Genomic DNA, 18,829 nt, shown 5'->3' with positions numbered 1-18,829 from the left:
CGGTTACTCCGCCGCCTCGGCCGGCGCGATGCGGCGCGAGTGCCGCGCCTGCTCGTCATAGCTCTTCTGCCAGTCGGATGGGCCGTTCGACGGCGAGATCTGCACCGCCGTGACCTTGTATTCGGGACAGTTGGTCGCCCAGTCCGAATAGTCGGTCGTGATCACGTTGGCCTGCGTGTCCGGGTGATGGAAGGTGGTGTAGACGACGCCGGGCGCGACGCGGTCGGTGATCTCCGCGCGCAGCGTGGTCTCGCCGGCGCGGCTCTGCAACCGCACCCAGTCGCCGTCGCGCACGCCGCGCAGCTCGGCGTCGTGCGGATGGATCTCGAGGCGATCCTCGGCGTGCCAGACCACGTTCTCGGTGCGCCTTGTCTGCGCGCCGACATTGTACTGGCTGAGGATGCGTCCCGTCGTGAGCAGCAGCGGGAAGCGCGGGCCGGTGCGTTCGTCGGTCGCGACATATTCGGTGACGACGAATTTGCCCTTGCCGCGGACGAAGCCGCCGATATGCATCACCGGCGTGCCCTCCGGCGCCTTCTCGTTGCACGGCCACTGCACCGATCCGAGCTCGTCGAGCCTGGCGTAGGAGACGCCGGCGAAGGTCGGCGTCAGCGCCGCGATCTCGTCCATGATCTCGGACGGATGGCTGTAGTTCATCTCGAGGCCCATGGCCTTGGCGAGGGCGATGGTGACCTCCCAGTCCGCCATGCCGTTCTTCGGCGTCATCACCTTGCGCACGCGCTGAATGCGGCGTTCGGCGTTGGTGAAGGTGCCGTCCTTCTCGAGGAAGCTCGAGCCGGGCAGGAAGACGTGGGCGTAGTTCGCGGTCTCGTTGAGGAAGAGGTCGTGGACGATGACGCATTCCATCGCCGACAGAGCCGCCACCACGTGCTTGGTGTTGGGATCGGACTGGAGGATGTCCTCGCCCTGGACGTAGATGCCCATGAACGTGCCTTCGATCGCGGCATCGAACATGTTGGGAATGCGCAGGCCCGGCTCCGGGTTGAGCTTGACGTTCCACAGCGCCTCGAACTGGTCGCGCACGGCGTCGCCCGAGATGTGGCGATAGCCCGGCAGCTCGTGCGGGAACGAGCCCATGTCGCAGGAGCCCTGAACGTTGTTCTGGCCGCGCAGCGGGTTCACGCCGACGCCGGGACGGCCGATATTGCCGGTTGCCATCGCAAGGTTGGCGATCGCGATCACCGTGGTCGAACCCTGGCTGTGCTCGGTGACGCCGAGGCCGTAGTAGATCGCGCCATTGCCGCCGGTGGCGTAGATGCGGGCCGCTTCACGCAGGACCATCGGGTCGACGCCGGTGAGGATCGCGGTCGATTCCGGGCTGTGCTTCGGTTGCGCGACGAAGGCGGCCCATTCCTCGAACTCGGCCCAGTCGCAGCGCTCGCGTACGAAGGCCTCGTTGACGAGACCCTCGGTGACGATGACATGCGCCAGCGCCGTCACGACGGCGACGTTGGTGCCGGGCATCAACGGCAGATGCAGCGCCTTCACGTGCGGCGATTCCACCATCTCGGTGCGGCGCGGATCGATCACGATCAGCTTGGCACCCTGGCGCAGCCGCTTCTTCAGGCGAGAGGCGAAGACGGGATGAGCCGAGGCCGGATTGGCGCCGATGATCAAGGCGACATCGGTATTTTCGACCGAATCGAAGTCCTGTGTGCCGGCCGAGGTACCGAAGGTGACCGAAAGACCATAACCGGTCGGGGAATGGCAGACGCGTGCGCAGGTGTCGACGTTGTTGTTGCCGAACCCGGCACGGATCAGCTTCTGCACCAGATAGGTTTCTTCATTGGTGCAGCGGGACGAGGTGATGCCGCCGATGGAGTCGCGGCCGTACTTCTGCTGGATGCCGCGCATCCTGGCTGCGGCGAACGAGAACGCCTCGTCCCAGGAGACTTCACGCCAGGGGTCCTCGATCCGCTCGCGGATCATGGGGTTGAGAATGCGTTCCTTGTGGTTGGTGTAGCCCCAGGCGAAGCGGCCCTTGACGCAGGAATGGCCGCGATTGGCCTTGCCGTCCTTGTAGGGCACCATGCGCACGACTTCCTCGCCGCGCATCTCGGCCTTGAAGGTGCAGCCGACGCCGCAATAGGCGCAGGTGGTGACGACGGAGTGCTCGGGCTGGCCGATCTCGATCACCGACTTTTCGGTCAGCGTTGCAGTTGGGCAGGCCTGCACACAGGCGCCGCAGGAGACGCATTCCGAGCCGAGGAAGCTCTCGCTCATGCCCGGCGAGACGCGGCTGTCGAAGCCACGGCCGGAGATGGTCAGCGCGAAGGTGCCTTGCACCTCCTCGCAGGCGCGGACGCAGCGCGAGCAGACGATGCATTTGGAAGGGTCGTAGGTGAAATAGGGATTGGACTCGTCCTTCGGCATCCAATTGTCGTTGGAGCAACCGTCCGATTTGGCGAAGACGTGGTTCTCGCCTTCATAGCCGTAGCGCACGTCGCGCAGGCCGACCGCGCCCGCCATGTCCTGCAACTCGCAATCGCCGTTGGCGCCGCAGGTGAGGCAGTCGAGCGGATGATCGGAGATGTAGAGCTCCATCACGCCCTTGCGCAGCTTCTTCAGCCGCTCGCTCTGGGTGTGAACGACGAGGCCGGGCATCACCGGCGTGGTGCAGGACGCCGGTGTGCCGGCGCGGCCCTCGATCTCGACGAGGCAGAGACGGCAGGAGCCGAACGCGTCGATCATGTCGGTGGCGCAGAGCTTTGGGATCTGGTGGCCCGCGTCCATCGCGGCCCGCATGATCGAGGTGCCCTCGGGCACCGTGATCTCATTGCCGTCGATGGTCAGCGTCACCATCGTTTCCGATTTGGAAGCCGGCGTGCCGAAGTCGATTTCTTCGATCAGAGACATTGTCGTTCTCCTATTCCGCGGCCTGAAGCGTGGTCGGCACGGGGGCGAAATCTTCCCGGAAGTGCTTCAATGCGCTGAGCACGGGGTAGGGCGTGAAGCCGCCGAGCGCGCAGAGCGAGCCGAATTTCATGGTGTTGCAGAGGTCTTCGACCAGCGCGAGGTTTTCGCTGACGCGCTCGCCGTTGATGATCTTCTCGATGGTCTCGACGCCGCGAGTCGAGCCGATCCGGCAGGGCGTGCACTTGCCGCAGGATTCGACGGCGCAGAACTCCATCGCGAAGCGCGCTTGCTTGCGCATGTCGACGCTGTCGTCGAACACGACGATGCCGCCGTGGCCGATCAGGCCGTCGCGCGCGGCGAAGGCCTCGTAGTCGAATGGCGTGTCGAACAGGGCACGAGGGAAATAGGCGCCGAGCGGACCGCCGACCTGCACGGCGCGGACCGGCCGGCCCGTGAACGTGCCGCCGCCGATGTCGTCGACGAGCTCGCCGAGCGTCACGCCGAAGGCGGTCTCGAACAGCCCGCCCTGGCGGATGTTGCCGGCAAGCTGGATCGGCATCGTGCCGCGCGAACGGCCCATGCCGTAGTCCGCGTAGGCCTTGGCGCCTTCGGCGAGGATGAAGGGGACGGCGGCGAACGACAGCACGTTGTTGATGACGGTCGGCTTGCCGAACAGGCCGTGATGCGCCGGCAGCGGAGGTTTTGCACGCACGATACCGCGGCGGCCTTCGAGGCTCTCCAGCAGCGAAGTTTCCTCGCCGCAGACGTAAGCACCGGCGCCGACCCGGACTTCGAGGTCGAAGCTGTGGATGGATCCGCCGATCTTGTCGCCGAGATAACCGCCGCGCTTCGCAGCCTGGATCGCAGCGTTCATCGCTTCCACCGCATGCGGATATTCGCTGCGGATGTAGATGTAGCCCTTGGTCGCGCCGACGGTGATGCCGGCGATGGTCATGCCCTCGATCACCAGGAAGGGATCGCCTTCCATGATCATGCGGTCGGCGAAGGTGCCGCTGTCGCCTTCGTCGGCGTTGCAGACGATGAACTTGCGGTCGGCTTTGGCCTGCGTGACCGTCTTCCATTTGATGCCGGTCGGAAAGCCGGCGCCGCCGCGGCCGCGCAAGCCCGAGGCCGTGACTTCGTTGAGGATGGCGTCGGAGCCAAGCGACAGGGCGCGCTCCAGTCCCTTGTAGCCGGCGTGCGCGCGGTAGTCGTCGAGCGAGCGCGGATCGATCACGCCGCAGCGGGCGAAGGTGAGGCGGGTCTGACGCTTGAGCCAGGGGAGCTCGTCGGTCGCCCCCAGCCGCAGCAGATGCGGCGTGTTGCTCGCGAGCGCGTCGAGCAGGGAGGGCACATCGGCTTCAGTAACCGGACCGAAGGCGATCCGGCCCTGTGGCGTCGCCACCTCGACCAGGGGCTCCAGCCAGTACATGCCGCGCGAACCGGTCCTGACGATCTCGACTGTGATGCCGCGCCCGGCTGCTGTCTGCTCCAGCGCCAGAGCGACTTCGTCGGCGCCGACGGCGATCGCACCGGCGTCACGTGAGACGAACAGACGCAAGCTCATCGCTGTGCCTCCACAATCAACGCATCGAGGCGCTTCTGATCGAGCCTGCCGATGAGGCGGCCGTCGAGCATCGCGGACGGTGCGGTCGCGCACAGGCCGAGGCAGTAGATCGGCTCCAGCGTGACGCGATCGTCGGCCGTGGTGCTGCCGAGCGACACGCCGAGCTTTGCTTCGGCGCGCGCCGCCAATGCATCGCCGCCGGCGGCCTGACAGGCCTCCGCGCGGCAAAGCTTCAGCACATGGCGGCCAGCCGGCTTGTGGCGGAAATCATGATAGAACGTGAATACGCCGTGGACTTCGGCGCGCGACAGGTTGAGCGCTTGCGCCACCATGGGAATGGCCGCCTCCGGCACGTAGCCGAACGCCTCCTGAAGCGCATGCAGGATGACCAGCGTCGCGCCCTCCTGGTTGGCGTGTTCGGCGATGATTTCGGCGCCGCGCGACTCGTTCCAAGGCTCAAAAACCGCTGTCATTCTTCGTTCTCAACCAGAGCGTTTCCTTGGTGCAAACTAGTTGGAATCGTTCGAAGATCAATAAAGCTGTCCCGTGCTGCGATTGCGAATTCGGATCGATTTGCAACCGCAATCGATCGATACGAAATGATAATGAAAGTTGGACCGGCTGCCGGTTTTTGCGTGTTGCTGCAGGCCCGGCATGCTAGCTTGCACGCCACGATGGAATTCGAGGGGACGCTCGGTTGATCGACAAGCTTGAACTATTGCTCGCGCTGGCGAAGGAGCGGCATTTCGGGCGCGCGGCGGAGGTCTGCGGCGTGACGCAACCGACGATGTCGACCGGGCTCAAGCAGCTCGAGGAGATCCTCGGCGTGATGCTGGTGCAGCGCGGGTCCCGATTCCAGGGGTTCACTCCCGAAGGCGAGCGGGCGCTCGACTGGGCGCGGCGGATCGTCGGCGATGCCCGCGCGATGCGTGACGAGATCAACGGGCTGAAGCATCAGCTCTCCGGCGAAATCCGCATCGCGGCGATCCCGACCGTGCTCGGCATGGTCGCAGCGCTGACGACGCCGTTTCGCGCCCGGCATCCCGAGGTGCGCTTTCGCATCCAGTCCACCACCTCGTCCGAGGTGCTGGGGCTGCTGGAAAATCTCGAGGTCGATGCGGGGCTGACCTATATCGAGAACGAGCCGATCGGCAAGGTGCGTACCATTCCGCTCTACAATGAGAGCTACCGTCTTCTGACCGCGCCGGACGGCATGTTCGGCGACCGCGAGACGGTGACCTGGACCGAAGTCGGGCAGGTGCCGCTGTGCCTGCTGACGCCCGACATGCAGAACCGCCGCATCATCGACCGCGCGCTGCGTTCCGTCGGCGCTGAGGCGACGCCGACGCTGACCTCGAACTCCCTGCTGGTGCTGTTCACGCATGTGAAGACGGGGCGCTGGGCGAGCGTGATGCCGGCCAAGCTTGCCGAGACGCTCGGGCTGTCCGACACGGTGCGCTCGATCCCGATCACCGATCCCGACGTCAATTACAGCATCGGCATGGTGATCCCGCAGCGCGATCCGATGACGCCGCTGATCGCAGCGCTCGTCAATGTCGCGCGGGAAGTCGCGCCGTCGCTGCAGCTGTAGGGATCACGCCGCAGCCGATATCCCGGACGCCGCCTTGATCGCGTCGCGCGGCAGGGTCACGCGCACGACGGTGCCGACCTCGAGCCTGGAGCGCAGCCGCATCGAGCCGCCGTGGAGCTGCGCCAGCGAGCGGGCGATCGCGAGGCCGAGGCCCGAGCCGTGATAGGTCTTGGTGAGCTGGCTCTCCACCTGCTCGAATGGGCGGCCGAGCCGCGCCAGCGAATGCGGCGCGATGCCGATGCCGGTGTCGGCGATCATCAGCACGATCCGGTCGTCGAGCTGCCGGCTGCGCACCACGACGCGTCCGCCGTCCGGCGTGAATTTCACCGCGTTGGAGAGCAGGTTGACGATGATCTGCTTGGTGGCGCGGCGGTCGGCGACGACGGAGATGGATTTTGCGATGTCGGCATCGAGCGTGATGTGCTTGTCCTGGGCACGGCCTGTGACGACCCGCAGGGATTCCGCCAGCGTTCGCGACAGGTCGAGCTGTTCCATGTCGAGCTTCATGCGGCCAGCCTCGATCTTGGACATGTCGAGGATGTCGTTGATGACCTCGAGCAGATAGTGGCCGCTGGTCAGGATGTCCTGGCAGTATTCCTGGTACTTTTCGCTGCCGAGCTCGCCGAACATGCCCGAGCCCATGATCTCGGAGAAGCCGATGATGGCGTTCAGCGGCGTGCGCAGCTCGTGGCTCATATTGGCGAGGAATTTCGACTTGGTCTGGTTGGCTTCCTCGGCGCGGGTCTTCTCGCGCTGGTACTTCTCGGCGAGGTCGGCGAGCTCGACCGCCTGGCGCTCCAGCGCCGCCTGCGAGCGCTTCAGGTCGATGACGGTGGCGCGCAGGCGCAGATCGTTGTCGACCAGCTTCTGCTCGTGCTCCTTGATGCGGGTGATGTCGGTGCCGACCGAGACGTAGCCGCCGTCCTTGGTGCGGCGCTCGCTGATGTGCAGCCAGCTGCCGTCGTCGAGCTGCGCCTCGAAGGTCCGCGCGCCGGGGCCTTGGGCAGCGGTCTCGTTGTGGCGGGTGCGCACCTCCGGCATGCGGCCGACCTCGAGCACGGTCTCGTAGGAGGTGCCGGGGATCACGGCGGTGTCGGGCAGCTTGTGCAGGCGCTGGAAGTGCGAGTTGCAGAGCACGAGGCGGTCGCTGGCGTCCCACAGCACGAAGGCTTCCGGAATGGTCTCGATCGCGTCGCGCAGGCGGAGGTCGGCTTCCACCGTCCTCTCGGCGAGGCTCTTCTGCTCGGTGATGTCGACGGCGATCCCGATCAGGTGCACGCTGGAATCGGTCGCCCCGCGCGTCTTCTCGCAGCGGACGCGGAGCCAGATCCAATGGCCGTCGACATGCTGCATCCGGAAGGTCTGGTCGATGTGATCGATCTTCTCGGAGATGAGCTGGTCGGCGATCGCGAACAGGTCGATGTCGTCGGACTTCACCAGCGCGTTGACCTCGCCGAAGGTGAGGAGCTCGTTGCGGCCGTCGAGGCCCAGCATCGAGAACATCGATTGCGACCAGAATATCCGGCCGCGCGACAAGTCCCAGTCCCACAGGCCGCAACGGCCGCGGTTGAGGGCGGTGTCGATCCGGCCGCGCACGGCGTCGTTGATGAGATCGCCTTCGCGGGCGCGGGTGGACTGCCAGTGGAAGGCGAAGCCCAGGATCAGGACGACGAAGCCTGTTGTCGCCGACAACGTCACCGAGAGCGCGGCGTCCGAGCCCCAGATCGGCTCGTTGCGCTCCTGGATCACGGTGACGAAGCCGGGCAGCGACTTGATCTGCCGCGAGGTCGCCATCGCGGCGTTGCCGCTTGGCAGCGTCATGTCGGAGACGTTGCCGTCACGCGTCGGCGCCGCGAGCAATTGTGCGGTCGTGATGGCATCGAGCAGGCGGTCGTTGCCGGAAGGGTCGCTGTCGACCGGGACGCGGGCGAGGAGACGGCGATCGACGCCGGCCGAGGTGACGATGACGTGGCGGCCCGAGGCCGTGCCCCAGGACGGGATCATATCCGGCAAAAGCGCCGGCAGGCTCTCGATGTTCTTGAGCCGCTCCTGTCGCGCGGAGGTGAGGCGGTCGATGCGTTCGGCGAGCAGGTCTGCCAGCGCCGAGATGTCGTGCCGGATCACCAGCCGCTTCTGACGCGTCTGATCGACCACCTGCACGAACGCGCCGAGGCAGATCGTGATCAGGAACGCGATGATGAGCGTCGGCACGGCGCGACGAAGCGCCGGCTCTGCAATCAAGAGCCGATGATAGGCAGGTTTCGCGATCGATTGCGCCAATCCCTTGATCGAATCGGATTGGACGCACGCGTTCGCGGCGTCTGCACGCGACATGCCTTCGGCCCCCTAAAAACCTGCTTGCAACTGAAGTTCGGAGGCAGCCCCACATCGCTTCCGAATCACAGCGATTTGAATCCAGTTTTCGCGGGGTGTCGAGAGTCAATGAATCGTTAACGCGTAATTATTCTTATCCCACGCGCAGTTTGCGCAGCGCGCGTCCGCAAACTCACGGGCGCGAGGAGTCCGAAACGAGAACGTGCGACTCCTCGCGCGCTCCCAGTCACGCACGCGGCGGTTCGGCGTGGCTGATCACGCGCTTCACGCTCGGGAACGCGCGCCGCAGCGCGCGCTCGATGGCGTCGACGTGCTCGTGCACCTTGATCACGCTCATCGACGGCGCGGCGCGGCAGTGGAAATTGACGATCTCGCCGGCGTCGGTGTTGCGGACGCGCACATTATGGATGTCGTGGATCTCGCCGCCGGCGGCATATTCGGTCAGCGCGGCGGCGATGGCCTGGACGCGTTCCGGCGCGGCATCGACCCCGAACGGCAGTTCCGGTTCCAGCGGCTCGATATGGACGTCGACCTCGACGTCCGCGCCGAACTCCTCCTGGATGTTGCGCTCCAGCGTGTTGGCGACGTCATGGGCTGCGTCGAGTTGCATCCGGGCGTCGACCTCGAGGTCGATGCTGACGATCAGCTTGGCGCCGAGATCGTGCACCGTGACGTGGTGGACGGCGAGCCCCGAATTGCGCGCGATCACCATGATGCGGTCGCGCACGGTCTCGTTGTCGCGTGCGACGGGAACGGCGGTGAAGGAGAGGTCGGTGTCGCCGAACGCCTTGGTGACCGCGGCTTGCGCGTTGTGCTTGATGTCCTCGACGCGGTCGATCGGATAGGTCCGCGGCACCTTGACGATGGTGTCGATGAACGTGGTCGCCCCGACCATGCGCACCCGCAGCCGCTCCACGTCGATCACGCCCGGGACGCTCCGGATCGCGGCCGTGGCCTTCTCCTGCGCGCCCTCGGGGGCGCGGTCGACCAGCGTCTGCACGGTCGAGCCGGCCATGCGAAGGCCGAGAGCTGCGATCATCACGGCGACCGCGGCGGCCGCCGCGGCATCACCCCACCAGAAGCCGAGGGCAGCGAGGATCAGGCCGATGATCACGGCGAACGAGCCCATCACGTCGGAGGCGAAATGCAGCGCGTCGGCGGCGAGCGCCTGGCTCCTGGTCTCGCGCGCGGCGCGATGCAGGGCGCGGGCGCGCCACAGATTGACGACGATGTCGATCACCAGCACGACGAACGGCACGGCCGAAATGGTCGGCGGCGGGGTTCCCTCGCTGAGCCGGCTGTAGGCCTCGACCAGGATGCCGCCGGCGAGCACGTAGAGCAGGGCGGTAACACCGAGCGCCGAGACGCTCTCCAGCTTGCCGTGGCCGTAATGGTGCTCCTCGTCGGCCGGCTTGTCGGACACCCGCACCACTGCCCAGGTGATGATGGTCGCGACCAGGTCGATCGAGGAGTGCAGGGCCTCGGAGATCAGCGCGAGCGAGCCGATCGCGATGCCGACCGCAAACTTGGCCGCCGCCATGCCGCCGCTGGCGAAGATCGAGATCGCGGCGACCGAGGTTTTGTTGTGCTGGGAGGTCATGGCGGGGATTTAGCAGCCCGGGGATGAACATCAAGCGGCGATCCACAGCTGTTGTCGCTAGTGATTTGCAGGAGCGATCCGCGTCTTGCTCAATCTCGTAGGGTGGGCAAAGGCGCAAAGCGCCGTGCCCACCATCGTCCGTGATGGATACAGATCGTGGGCACGCTCCGCTTTGCCCACCCTACGGGACCGAGGCCGGGAATGACGTTTACGGCAGCGTCACCACGATCTTCCCCAAGTGCTTGTTCGCCTCCATGTGCTCGAACGCCTTGTCGATGTCGTCGAATGCGAACACCTTGTCGATCGGCAGCTGCAGTTTTCGCGATTCGACCGCGCCCCAGATGTCCTTCCTGACCTCCTCGAAGATCTCGCGGACCTCTTCGATGGTGCGGGTGCGGAAGGTGACGCCGACATAGTCGATGCGGCGCGCGGCATGCAGGTCGAAGTTGAAATCGGCATGGGTGCCGCCGAGCCGGCCGACATTGACGATGCGGCCCTTGATCTTCGTCGCCGCGAGGTTCTGGCTCGCGACCTTGCCCGAGACCTGGTCGACGATGAGGTCGACGCCTTCGCCGTTCGTCGCCTTCAACACCTCCTCGACCCATTTGGGATCGGAGCTGTCGACGGAGAGGTCGGCGCCGTACTCCTTCAACCGGCCGCGGCGCGTGGCGTCGGTCGACGAGCCGATCACGAGCTGTGCGCCCTTGAGTTTTGCAATCTGCATCGCCATCAGGCCGACACCGGAGCTGGCGCCCTGGATCAGCACGCTCTGACCCGCCTGCACGCCGCCGACGGTGACGACGGCGTTGTGCATGGTCGCGAGCGCGACGGGCAGGGTGGCGGCCTCCTCGAAGTTCATGTTCGAGGGCGCGCGGAACAGCCGGCCGTGATCGGCGAGTGTGTACTCGGCAAACGCAGCGCCGCCCGAGCCCATGATGCGGTCGCCGATCTTCACGCCCTTGGCATCCGGTCCGAGCTCGGCGACCTCGCCGGCCCATTCCATGCCGAGCACGGTACCGGCGCCGCCGGCCGCGCCGTGGGCGTGCCCCTTGCGCATGCCGGTGTCGGCGCGGTTGAGCCCGCAGGCGCGGACGCGCACCAGCACCTGCGTGCCCTTCGGTTTTGGTTGAGCGACGTCGGAAATCCTAGCGCCCTCAGGGCCGTAGACGTAAGCCTTCATGAATTGCTCTATGATTCTTGAGAACTTTGTTGAACCGGAAGCGGGACTCTTTGCCTCTCCCCGCAAGCGGGGCGAGGGAGCGCACTTTCGGCGCGGCGAGCTCCGTGTTCAAATCACTTCACCGAATTATTCCGCGGCTTCGCGTTGCGGCTGAACGATCATGCCTTCGAGCCGGCTGCGGATGATCGCCTCCGCTTCGCGCACGATGCGGGAGATGAGCTCGGCGCAGGTCGGGATGTCCTGGATCAGGCCCTGCACCTGGCCGGCGGACCAGATGCCTTCGTCGGAATTCCCGGTCGCATAGACCATCTTGCCGCGGGCGCCCGCGACCAGCTCGCGGATATCCTCGAACTGCGCGCCTTCCTTCTCCATTGCGACCACCTTGGTCGAGATCTCGTTCTTGGCGACGCGCGAGGTGTTGCGCATGGTGCGGAAGATCAGCTCGGTCTCGCGTTCGTCATTGGCGACGATCTTCTCCTTGATGAGTTGGTGGATCGGGCTTTCCCTGGTCGCCATGAAGCGCGTGCCCATGTTGATGCCGTCGGCGCCCAGCGCCAGTGCGGCGACGAGGCCGCGGGCGTCGGCAAAGCCGCCCGAGGCGATCATCGGGATCTTGATCTTGTTGGCGGCGGCGGGGATCAGGATCAGACCGGGCGTGTCGTCCTCGCCGGGATGGCCGGCGCATTCGAAGCCGTCGATCGAGATGGCGTCGACGCCCATGCGTTCGGCCGAGAGGGCGTGGCGGACGCTGGTGCATTTGTGCACGACCTTGACGCCGTGCTTCCTGAACTCGTCGACATGCTCCTGCGGCTTGTTGCCGGCGGTCTCGACCACCTTGATCCCGGCGTCGATAATGGCGGCGCGGTATTCGGCATAAGGCGGCGGCTTGATCGCGGGCAGGATGGTGAGGTTGACGCCGAACGGCTTGTCGGTGAGGTCGCGGCAGCGCGCGATCTCCTTGGTCAGGTCCTCCGGCGTCGGCTGGGTCAGCGCCGTGACGAAGCCGAGCGCGCCGGCGTTGGCAACGGCGGCGACGAGCTCGGCGCGGCCGACCCATTGCATGCCGCCCTGGACGATCGGGTGCTCGACGCCGACGAGTTTCGTGAACCGTGTCTGTAGCATGATGTGTTTCCCCCTGGTATGGCCCGCAGGCTCTGTTGTCGGTTGATGGAGCAAGGATGCCGCCCGGGTCGGGAAATGTCTATTGCGCGGGCGTGCGGTGGGGGCGGGGCGATCATGCGGGCGCCGGGGGTGATTCCGCGGGGCGGATAATTGGAGCGAGTGCGGGTGACGGAGCTGCTCGATCTCGTGTCCCGGACGCGCTGCAACGTTCTTCACGTTGCGGCGCTGAGCCGGGACCCATACAGCCGTGCATACCCGAGCGATGGGCCCCGGCTCTGCAGCGCACCGTCGAAGGGACGCTGCGCTGCGTCCGGGGCACGGCCAACGATCCGCGGTAATCTCCAAATCGCAGACACGCCTTCCCGCTCTCGCGGCTTGTCTCGCCCGAGTTTTGCTTCGTTGCATCGCCCTTATCGGGACAAGGGCGCAGGGAAGGCCGGGCGCCGGCTGGCACCCGTAAGTCCGTGCGCTGGAAGATGCACACGGGGTGGACCACAGGTGAGCCGAACGCCCGGCCTTCCCTGCGCGATGGTTTACGGCGTACTTCGTGCTCTCCCCGGGGAGCGATGCACTATTGCCCCCGTCGCCTTGCGGATGACTGATGCGCGCACCGGTTGGCCGCCACATCGCCGCAGGACTTGACGCACAGACCCCGGGCGTCAGGACCACACGACTTGACCGTCCGCGCACGTCTTCGCTGGGAATCCGAGGGGTGGCGTGTGCTCGCCCCCGAAGCCATGCGAAGACGCTGTCGGCGCCGGGTCGTATGCGCGAAGCGCTGTTTGCTCACGGTTTCCCGCCCTGCAATTGCTGCTCGCGCCCGACGCCGTCGCGTCCATCGCACCCCGGCCCGCGGTTCGTGACGATCGCGATCCGCCCCTTGTCTCGGGCCAGGGTGTTTGTCTGTACGACAAATCCGAATTTCGGTAAAGTGGAATATTTTTGTGGGTGGGGATTGACAGGCGGAGTGGAGAAATTGACGGGTGTTTTGCCCGACGGGTGAGGGTGCTTCTCATACTCGGCCGTCGTACCCCGCGAAGGCGGGGTATCCAGTACGTCGCGGCTTCTCGGTTCTAGCCTCGCTGCCTCTGGAATACTGGATTGCCCGCTCCAGTGCGCAAGCGCGCACAAGGCGGGCAATGACACCGAGTATGACGGACAGCTACTCCGCCGACAGCCGCACCATCTGGCGGCCGCCGTTCATGTCCTTGAGGCTGTTGACGAAGTTTTCCGGGCGCTGCCAGCGATACGGCACCTTCAGGCCCATGAACTCGGCGATGTCGCCGATGAAGCCGGTGCAGTTGGTGGTCTCGGCGTTCCAGACTGGCGAGCTCGCCTGCAATTTCTTGATGTAGGCGAATACGCGCTTGGCGTCGGCTTCGTTCAGGTACACGCGATAGCTCGCGGTCAGATATTCCGGATCGAGATCGCCGTAGCTCGCACCGGTCTCCGACGGCACGAACGTGATGTGGCCGAGCACGTATGCCAGCGTGTCGCCGGCGGGCGTGAGCCCTGCGACCTCGACCGCCTTCTCGCTGGTCTTGCCGTACCAAACGAAGGCATGGCCCCAGCTCGCGGCCGTGCGGGCGCGGAAGTCGACGTAGTAAGGACCTTTCTCCACGCGCGCGACGGAGCGCCGCGCCGCTTGCGGCTGAGGTCGTGACGTGGTGTCGGTCGTGGCAAGCGCGTTGGCGTCGGCAACGCGCTTGTTCGCTTCGTGGGCCGAGGCCGAGGGCGTCGTACACGCGATCATGGCCGCGAGGGCAAACCCCGCAAGGATGCAGGGTCCCGATCGATCAGGTCTGTTCGTCACGCTGTCCCCTCGACTGTCGGCCGCTTACGCTAGTTTTGCGCTGCGTCTCAGTAACGCGCAGCGACCGGGCCGGGCGCTTTGCCGATCGGGGCCTTTCCAACCGGGCTCTTGCCAATCGGCATCTTGCCGATCGGCGCCTGCTCGGCCGGATAGGCGGGCACGGGCTGGCGGCGCGGCAGATCCGCAGCGTTCGCGGCCGTCACGAGAGCAAGCGTGGCACCCAGAGCAATTACAATCTTCTTCACAGTCATACCCCTAGAAGGTTTGGTCCAAACACGGCAGTGCCGTGCCCCCAGACACGCCTCACAGAAGGGCGGCCGAATGCGACCAAGTTGCGGCGCGCGCGGGACATGTTGGCGGCATATGTCTGACGCGCGCAGATGTGATGTGTCTGGATGTTTCCGGGGCGCTTCGCTCTACCCATCCTACGCGGCAACTCACCCGATCCGGTTGAGGCTGCTCCTGATCGTCGAGAAGATGCCGCCGATGTCCTTGCGCAAGGCATCGAGCGCGTTGAAATTGTCGAAGATGCGGGCGAGGCGGTCTTCGACCTCGCGCTTGCTCTTGGTGAGCGCGTCGACGCGCGAGGCGAGGGTGACGTCGCCATTGGCCTCGATCTCGCCCACGGTTTTGGCGAGGAGGTCGCGGGTGGTGCCGACCTCCGCGATCAGGGCCTCGATGCCGAACACCGGCGCCTTCAGCGGGACGAGGTCGGCTTGCGACTTCGACAGCTCCGCCTTGAAGGCGTTCAGTGTCGCCAGCGTCTCCTGCAGGGCGCCGAGGCGCTGTCGCGACTGCAGGACGAAATCGTTCAGCGCGTTCTGACGGTCGGCAAGGGTCTTGCCCTCGGCGTCCGTCTCGACATCGGCGAGCGAGCGCTCGAGCAGCGCCTGGCGCTGGCCGAGCTCTTCGAAGTCGAGCCGGATGCTTTTGAGAATGATGAAGCTGTCGTCGATGCGGGCGAGGCGCTGCTCGATCTCGATCTTGTTCTTCGACAGCGTCTCGACGCGCGTGGAAAGCGGCGCCTCGCCGCCGGTATCGAGCTCGTCGATGGTCTTGCCAAGGCGCTCGTGGCTGAGGCTGAGCTCGCCGATCAAGGCGTTGATGCCGGCGTCCGAGGCACGCAGCGGCACCAGCTCGGCGTGGGATTTCGCCAGATCCTCCTTGTACTGGTTGAGGGTCGCAAATGTCTCCTGGACGCTGTTCACCCGCCCTAGAAGCGCCGCCACGTCGCGCGCGATGTCCCTCTGCCGATCGGCGAGGTTGTTCTTGCGGTCGTCGGTCTCGAGATCGTGCAGGGAGCGTTCGAGCTGATTCTGGCGGTCGCGGATCTCGGTGAAGACCGGCTCGACCGCGCGGCGCTGCTCGGCGATCTTGCCGACCATGTCGCGCAGGTGCTGCTGGCGGCTGCGGATTTCGGCGAGCTGGTCGTGCATGTCGGTGGATTGGTTGCGGCCCTGCTGGAGCAGCGCGCGCTGCTCGGTCTCGCCCAGCTTGTCGTGCAGCGCAGAGACCGCCTCCCTCGGGTCGCTCTCGATCAGGTGCTGGACGGTGGCGTCGAGATGATTTTGCAGGGCGTGGGCGACGACGACGTCCTCGCGGGTTTTCTTGAGCCGGTCACGCAGTGTCTTCAGGCTGCGGTCCTGGCGTGACAGCCGCCAGGCTGAAGCGCCGATCAGGGCCAATGCGAGGGCGGGGAAGACGCCAGTCGCGACGCGTTGCGGCACCGGCAGGCCCGCGAACCAGGCGGGCAGGTGACTGATGTCGTGACCGAACGCCTGCTGGGCGACGACCGCGACGATGGCCAACAGGCCGAACCAGGCAACCAGGAAAAACAGCCACATCGTGAATTCCACACGCCGGCGCACATTTTCGCCATGATTGCCAAGAGCGGAACCGAGCGCAAGGGGCGGGGAGGCTTGTGGGCTGTTTCGGGCGGCGTGATCCACGACTGGTTGCGTTGGGACTATGGGTGGAGGCGGCGCGGGGGGAGTGCCGGGTTTTCCCGGACAGACGTTCCCACTCACGCGTCATGCCCAGGCTGGCCGGGACAAGCCCGGCCGTGATGGATCGAGCAGCGTTAGTAGCCCGCATGAGCGGAGCGACATGCGGGACCATGCGAAGAGTCGTCCCGGATCATCCGGGCTGCGGCGCCGTGCGCTATTTTCCGAGGAAGTTCGAGCGCATCTTGTCGGCGAACCAGATCGCGAAGATCGCACCGAACGCGAGAGCAAAGTACAGAGCCGTCCACAGAAGTGCATTACCTGCATTCGTCATGGCGTCCTCCCTGGCGTCAGAAATTGACTGCCGGGAAGGATAAGGCGGCCGAGCCGGCGCGATTTGCGCCGGATCAATTTTGCCGCGCTGCGGCGAGAATAAATCGGGCTACGGGACCGTGTTTGCAGCTACAGCCGAAACTCGTTGGTGAGCTCGCCGATGCCGTCGATCGCGACAGTGACCGTGTTCACCGGCTCCTTCATCACGCCGACGCCGACCGAGGTGCCGACGGCGATGAGGTCGCCGGGGAGCAGGGTCATGTCGTGGGAGATCTTGCTGACCAGCTGCTGCGCCGAGAAGATCATGTCGGAGATCGGGTAGTTCTGCCGCTCCGCGCCGTTGAGGATGGTGCGGACGGTCAGCTTGGCCGGATCGAGGCCGGTTGCGATGACCGGGCCGAACGGGCCGTAATCGTCGATGCCCTTGGCGCGGGCCCATTGCGGGAAGGTGGGGTCGCTGGTCAGGATGTCGTTGGCCGTGATGTCGTTGACGCAGGTGTAGCCGAAGATGCAGCTGTTGGCTTCGCTGGGGGAGACACGCGCGCAGGTCTTGCCGATGACGATGCCGAGCTCGCCTTCATATGTGGTCTTGCCGTCGTAATAAGAGGGGCGGCGGATCACGGCGCCCGGCGTCGTGATGGTGGTGGTGGCCTTCAGCAGATAAAGCGGCTCCGGCGGCTCGGGCTGGTTGAGCTTGGCGGCGAGCGCGTGGAAATTATTCCAGAGCGCGACGATCTTGCTGGGCGCGCAAGGCGCCAGCAGCTCGACCTCCGACAGCGCCAGAATCTTGCCGGTCGCGGTGTTGCGGCCGAACATCTCGCCCTCGTGCACGCTGATGCCCGATGAGGTCAGCGTGCCGAAACCGGTGGCGCCATTATTCCGGAAGCGCAGCCACTGCTTCATCTCGCCCGCCATCACGCCACCGCCAGTGCACGGGGATCAGTCGCGGTCGAAACGCCATCATAGAGCCCGGCGATGCGGGCGCGCTGGGTCACCATCGCCAGCACCGAATCGAGCGCGGGCGTTGCGATGCCGGTGAGGCGGCCCATCTCCTGCACCACGGTGACGAGCGGGTCGATCTCCATCGGGCGGCCGCGCTCGAGATCCTGCAGCATTGAGGTCTTGTGCGCGCCCACCTTGCGGGCGCCCTCGATGCGGCGCTCGACGTCGACGCGGAATTTGACCCCAAACGTCTCGGCGATCGCTTGCGTCTCCACCATGATCGCGCGCGACAGCGCACGGGTAGAGGGATCGGTGCAGATCACGTCGAGCGTTGCATGGGTCAGCGCGCTGATCGGGTTGAAGCAGACATTGCCCCACAGCTTGAGCCAGATCTCATCGCGGATGCGGTCAAGCACCGGCGCCTTCAGCCCGGCCGCGACGAACAGATCGGCAAGGCGCTGCACGTCGCTGGTGATCTCGCCGGAGGGCTCGCCGAGCGGGAAGTTGTTGCCGTAGACGTGGCGGATCACGCCGGGCGCCTCGATCTCGGTGGCGGGATAGACGATGCAGCCGATGGCGCGCTCGGCGCCGATTTCGCGCCACTGCCGCCCGCCGGGATCGATGCTCTCCAGCGTCGAATTCTCGTACTGGCCGCCATGCTTGTAGAAGTACCAATAGGGAATGCCGTTGACGGCGGTGACGATGCGGGTGTGGGGGCCGAGCAGCGGCTGCATCTTCTCGATCACGCCGGTGATCGAATGCGCCTTCAGCGTGATGATGATGTAGTCCTGCACGCCGAGCTCGGCGGGATCGTCGGTGCAGCGCGGATGCACGGTGTGCCTCTCCTCGCCCGCGAGCAGCGTCAGGCCGCGCTCGCGCATTGCGGCAAGGTGCGCGCCGCGCGCGATGAGGCTGACATCGGCGCCTGCGCGTGCAAGCTGAACCCCGAGATATCCGCCGATCGCGCCGGCGCCGTAGATGCAGATCTTCATGAAATCCTCGCGGGAGACCGGAATTTTGGGACGAAAGATCCGGTCCGGCTCGAACGTGTCCGAGCCGGCCGGTAGTCACAGGGGAAGTGTGCGTCGCTTTAGGCGGCCGCTTGCGGCGTGCCGTTGATGGCCTCGTCCATGGCAGCTGCGATGTCGCGCATGCTGATGACGGAGACGAGGCTGTAGTCGTCGATGACGGGCAAATGGCGGATGTGATGCCGGTTCATCAAATGCCGGACCTGCTCGATCGTATCGCTCGAGGTGCAGGACACCAGCTGCTGCACCGAGACGAGTTGCGAGACCTTGACGTTGACGGCATTCGCGCCGTGCTCGGCGACGGCGCGCACCACGTCGCGCTCGGTGAACATGCCGACGGCGGTATTACCCTCGGAGCGGACCACGTCCTTGACCACGAGAGCGCTGATGTTGTTGGCGCGCATCAGCTTGGCGGCGATACCCACCGTTTCGTTCATTCGCACCGTGACAACGCGCGGCGTCTTCTTGCGCAGAATGTCTCCGACCAGCATTGCAACCT

Annotated in this window: 14 protein-coding genes; 1 reads left to right on the top strand and 13 read right to left on the bottom strand. The window is 65.7% G+C overall.

Annotated elements, in window-relative coordinates:
- Nucleotides 1-3: 3 nt before the first annotated feature.
- Genes fdhF through RAD10_RS21545 form a run of 3 tightly spaced genes read right to left on the bottom strand, consistent with a single transcriptional unit; the run spans nucleotide 4 to nucleotide 4,917 of the window.
- Nucleotides 4-2,877 (bottom strand): formate dehydrogenase subunit alpha, encoded by a 2,874-nt coding sequence (gene fdhF, locus RAD10_RS21555; protein ID WP_461619163.1) that lies wholly within the window; start codon nucleotides 2,875-2,877, stop codon nucleotides 4-6.
- A gap of 10 nt (nucleotides 2,878-2,887) precedes the next feature.
- On the bottom strand, nucleotides 2,888-4,444 hold the full coding sequence (locus RAD10_RS21550) for a formate dehydrogenase beta subunit (protein ID WP_461619162.1): 1,557 nt from the start codon (nucleotides 4,442-4,444) through the stop codon (nucleotides 2,888-2,890).
- The gene (locus tag RAD10_RS21545; protein ID WP_461619161.1) at nucleotides 4,441-4,917 is read right to left on the bottom strand and encodes a formate dehydrogenase subunit gamma; all 477 of its coding nucleotides are present in this window, start codon (nucleotides 4,915-4,917) and stop codon (nucleotides 4,441-4,443) included. The genes RAD10_RS21550 and RAD10_RS21545 overlap by 4 nt, the downstream gene beginning before the upstream one ends.
- Before the next feature lie 224 nt (nucleotides 4,918-5,141).
- Here RAD10_RS21545 and RAD10_RS21540 point away from each other — a divergent pair, with 224 nt between their 5' ends.
- The gene (locus tag RAD10_RS21540; protein WP_028143020.1) at nucleotides 5,142-6,035 is read left to right on the top strand and encodes a LysR family transcriptional regulator; all 894 of its coding nucleotides are present in this window, start codon (nucleotides 5,142-5,144) and stop codon (nucleotides 6,033-6,035) included.
- Nucleotides 6,036-6,038: 3 nt separating this feature from the next.
- Here RAD10_RS21540 and RAD10_RS21535 read toward each other — a convergent pair whose 3' ends face one another.
- The 10 genes from RAD10_RS21535 to RAD10_RS21490 form a co-directional block, all read right to left on the bottom strand.
- Nucleotides 6,039-8,369, bottom strand: coding sequence for a PAS domain-containing sensor histidine kinase (locus RAD10_RS21535; protein WP_461619160.1), 2,331 nt, complete (start codon nucleotides 8,367-8,369; stop codon nucleotides 6,039-6,041).
- A 226-nt stretch (nucleotides 8,370-8,595) separates the two neighbouring features.
- On the bottom strand, nucleotides 8,596-9,969 hold the full coding sequence (locus tag RAD10_RS21530; RefSeq protein ID WP_461619159.1) for a cation diffusion facilitator family transporter: 1,374 nt from the start codon (nucleotides 9,967-9,969) through the stop codon (nucleotides 8,596-8,598).
- A 208-nt stretch (nucleotides 9,970-10,177) separates the two neighbouring features.
- Nucleotides 10,178-11,149 (bottom strand): quinone oxidoreductase family protein, encoded by a 972-nt coding sequence (locus RAD10_RS21525; RefSeq protein WP_461619158.1) that lies wholly within the window; start codon nucleotides 11,147-11,149, stop codon nucleotides 10,178-10,180.
- Nucleotides 11,150-11,275: 126 nt separating this feature from the next.
- Nucleotides 11,276-12,271 carry an NAD(P)H-dependent flavin oxidoreductase gene (locus RAD10_RS21520; RefSeq protein ID WP_461619157.1) on the bottom strand — a complete coding sequence of 332 codons (996 nt, stop codon included), beginning with the start codon at nucleotides 12,269-12,271 and terminating at the stop codon, nucleotides 11,276-11,278.
- A gap of 1,162 nt (nucleotides 12,272-13,433) precedes the next feature.
- Nucleotides 13,434-14,084: a hypothetical protein gene (locus RAD10_RS21515; protein ID WP_461619156.1), complete on the bottom strand. Its 651-nt coding sequence runs from the start codon at nucleotides 14,082-14,084 to the stop codon at nucleotides 13,434-13,436.
- Between the two features lie 47 nt (nucleotides 14,085-14,131).
- The gene (locus RAD10_RS21510) at nucleotides 14,132-14,335 is read right to left on the bottom strand and encodes a hypothetical protein (protein WP_166819520.1); all 204 of its coding nucleotides are present in this window, start codon (nucleotides 14,333-14,335) and stop codon (nucleotides 14,132-14,134) included.
- A gap of 186 nt (nucleotides 14,336-14,521) precedes the next feature.
- A complete protein-coding gene (locus RAD10_RS21505) occupies nucleotides 14,522-15,928 on the bottom strand; it encodes a hypothetical protein (RefSeq protein WP_461619155.1) in 1,407 nt (468 codons plus the stop codon).
- 561 nt (nucleotides 15,929-16,489) lie between these two features.
- Complete coding sequence (locus tag RAD10_RS21500; RefSeq protein WP_461619154.1) at nucleotides 16,490-17,263, bottom strand: fumarylacetoacetate hydrolase family protein; 774 nt, start codon at nucleotides 17,261-17,263, stop codon at nucleotides 16,490-16,492.
- An 11-nt stretch (nucleotides 17,264-17,274) separates the two neighbouring features.
- The gene (locus RAD10_RS21495) at nucleotides 17,275-18,294 is read right to left on the bottom strand and encodes a 2-dehydropantoate 2-reductase (RefSeq protein WP_461619153.1); all 1,020 of its coding nucleotides are present in this window, start codon (nucleotides 18,292-18,294) and stop codon (nucleotides 17,275-17,277) included.
- A gap of 98 nt (nucleotides 18,295-18,392) precedes the next feature.
- Complete coding sequence (locus RAD10_RS21490) at nucleotides 18,393-18,821, bottom strand: CBS domain-containing protein (protein WP_028143029.1); 429 nt, start codon at nucleotides 18,819-18,821, stop codon at nucleotides 18,393-18,395.
- Nucleotides 18,822-18,829 lie beyond the last annotated feature (8 nt).

This window comes from Bradyrhizobium sp. 23AC, assembly GCF_054863025.1.
This window is presented reverse-complemented; position numbering and strand designations above follow the sequence as displayed.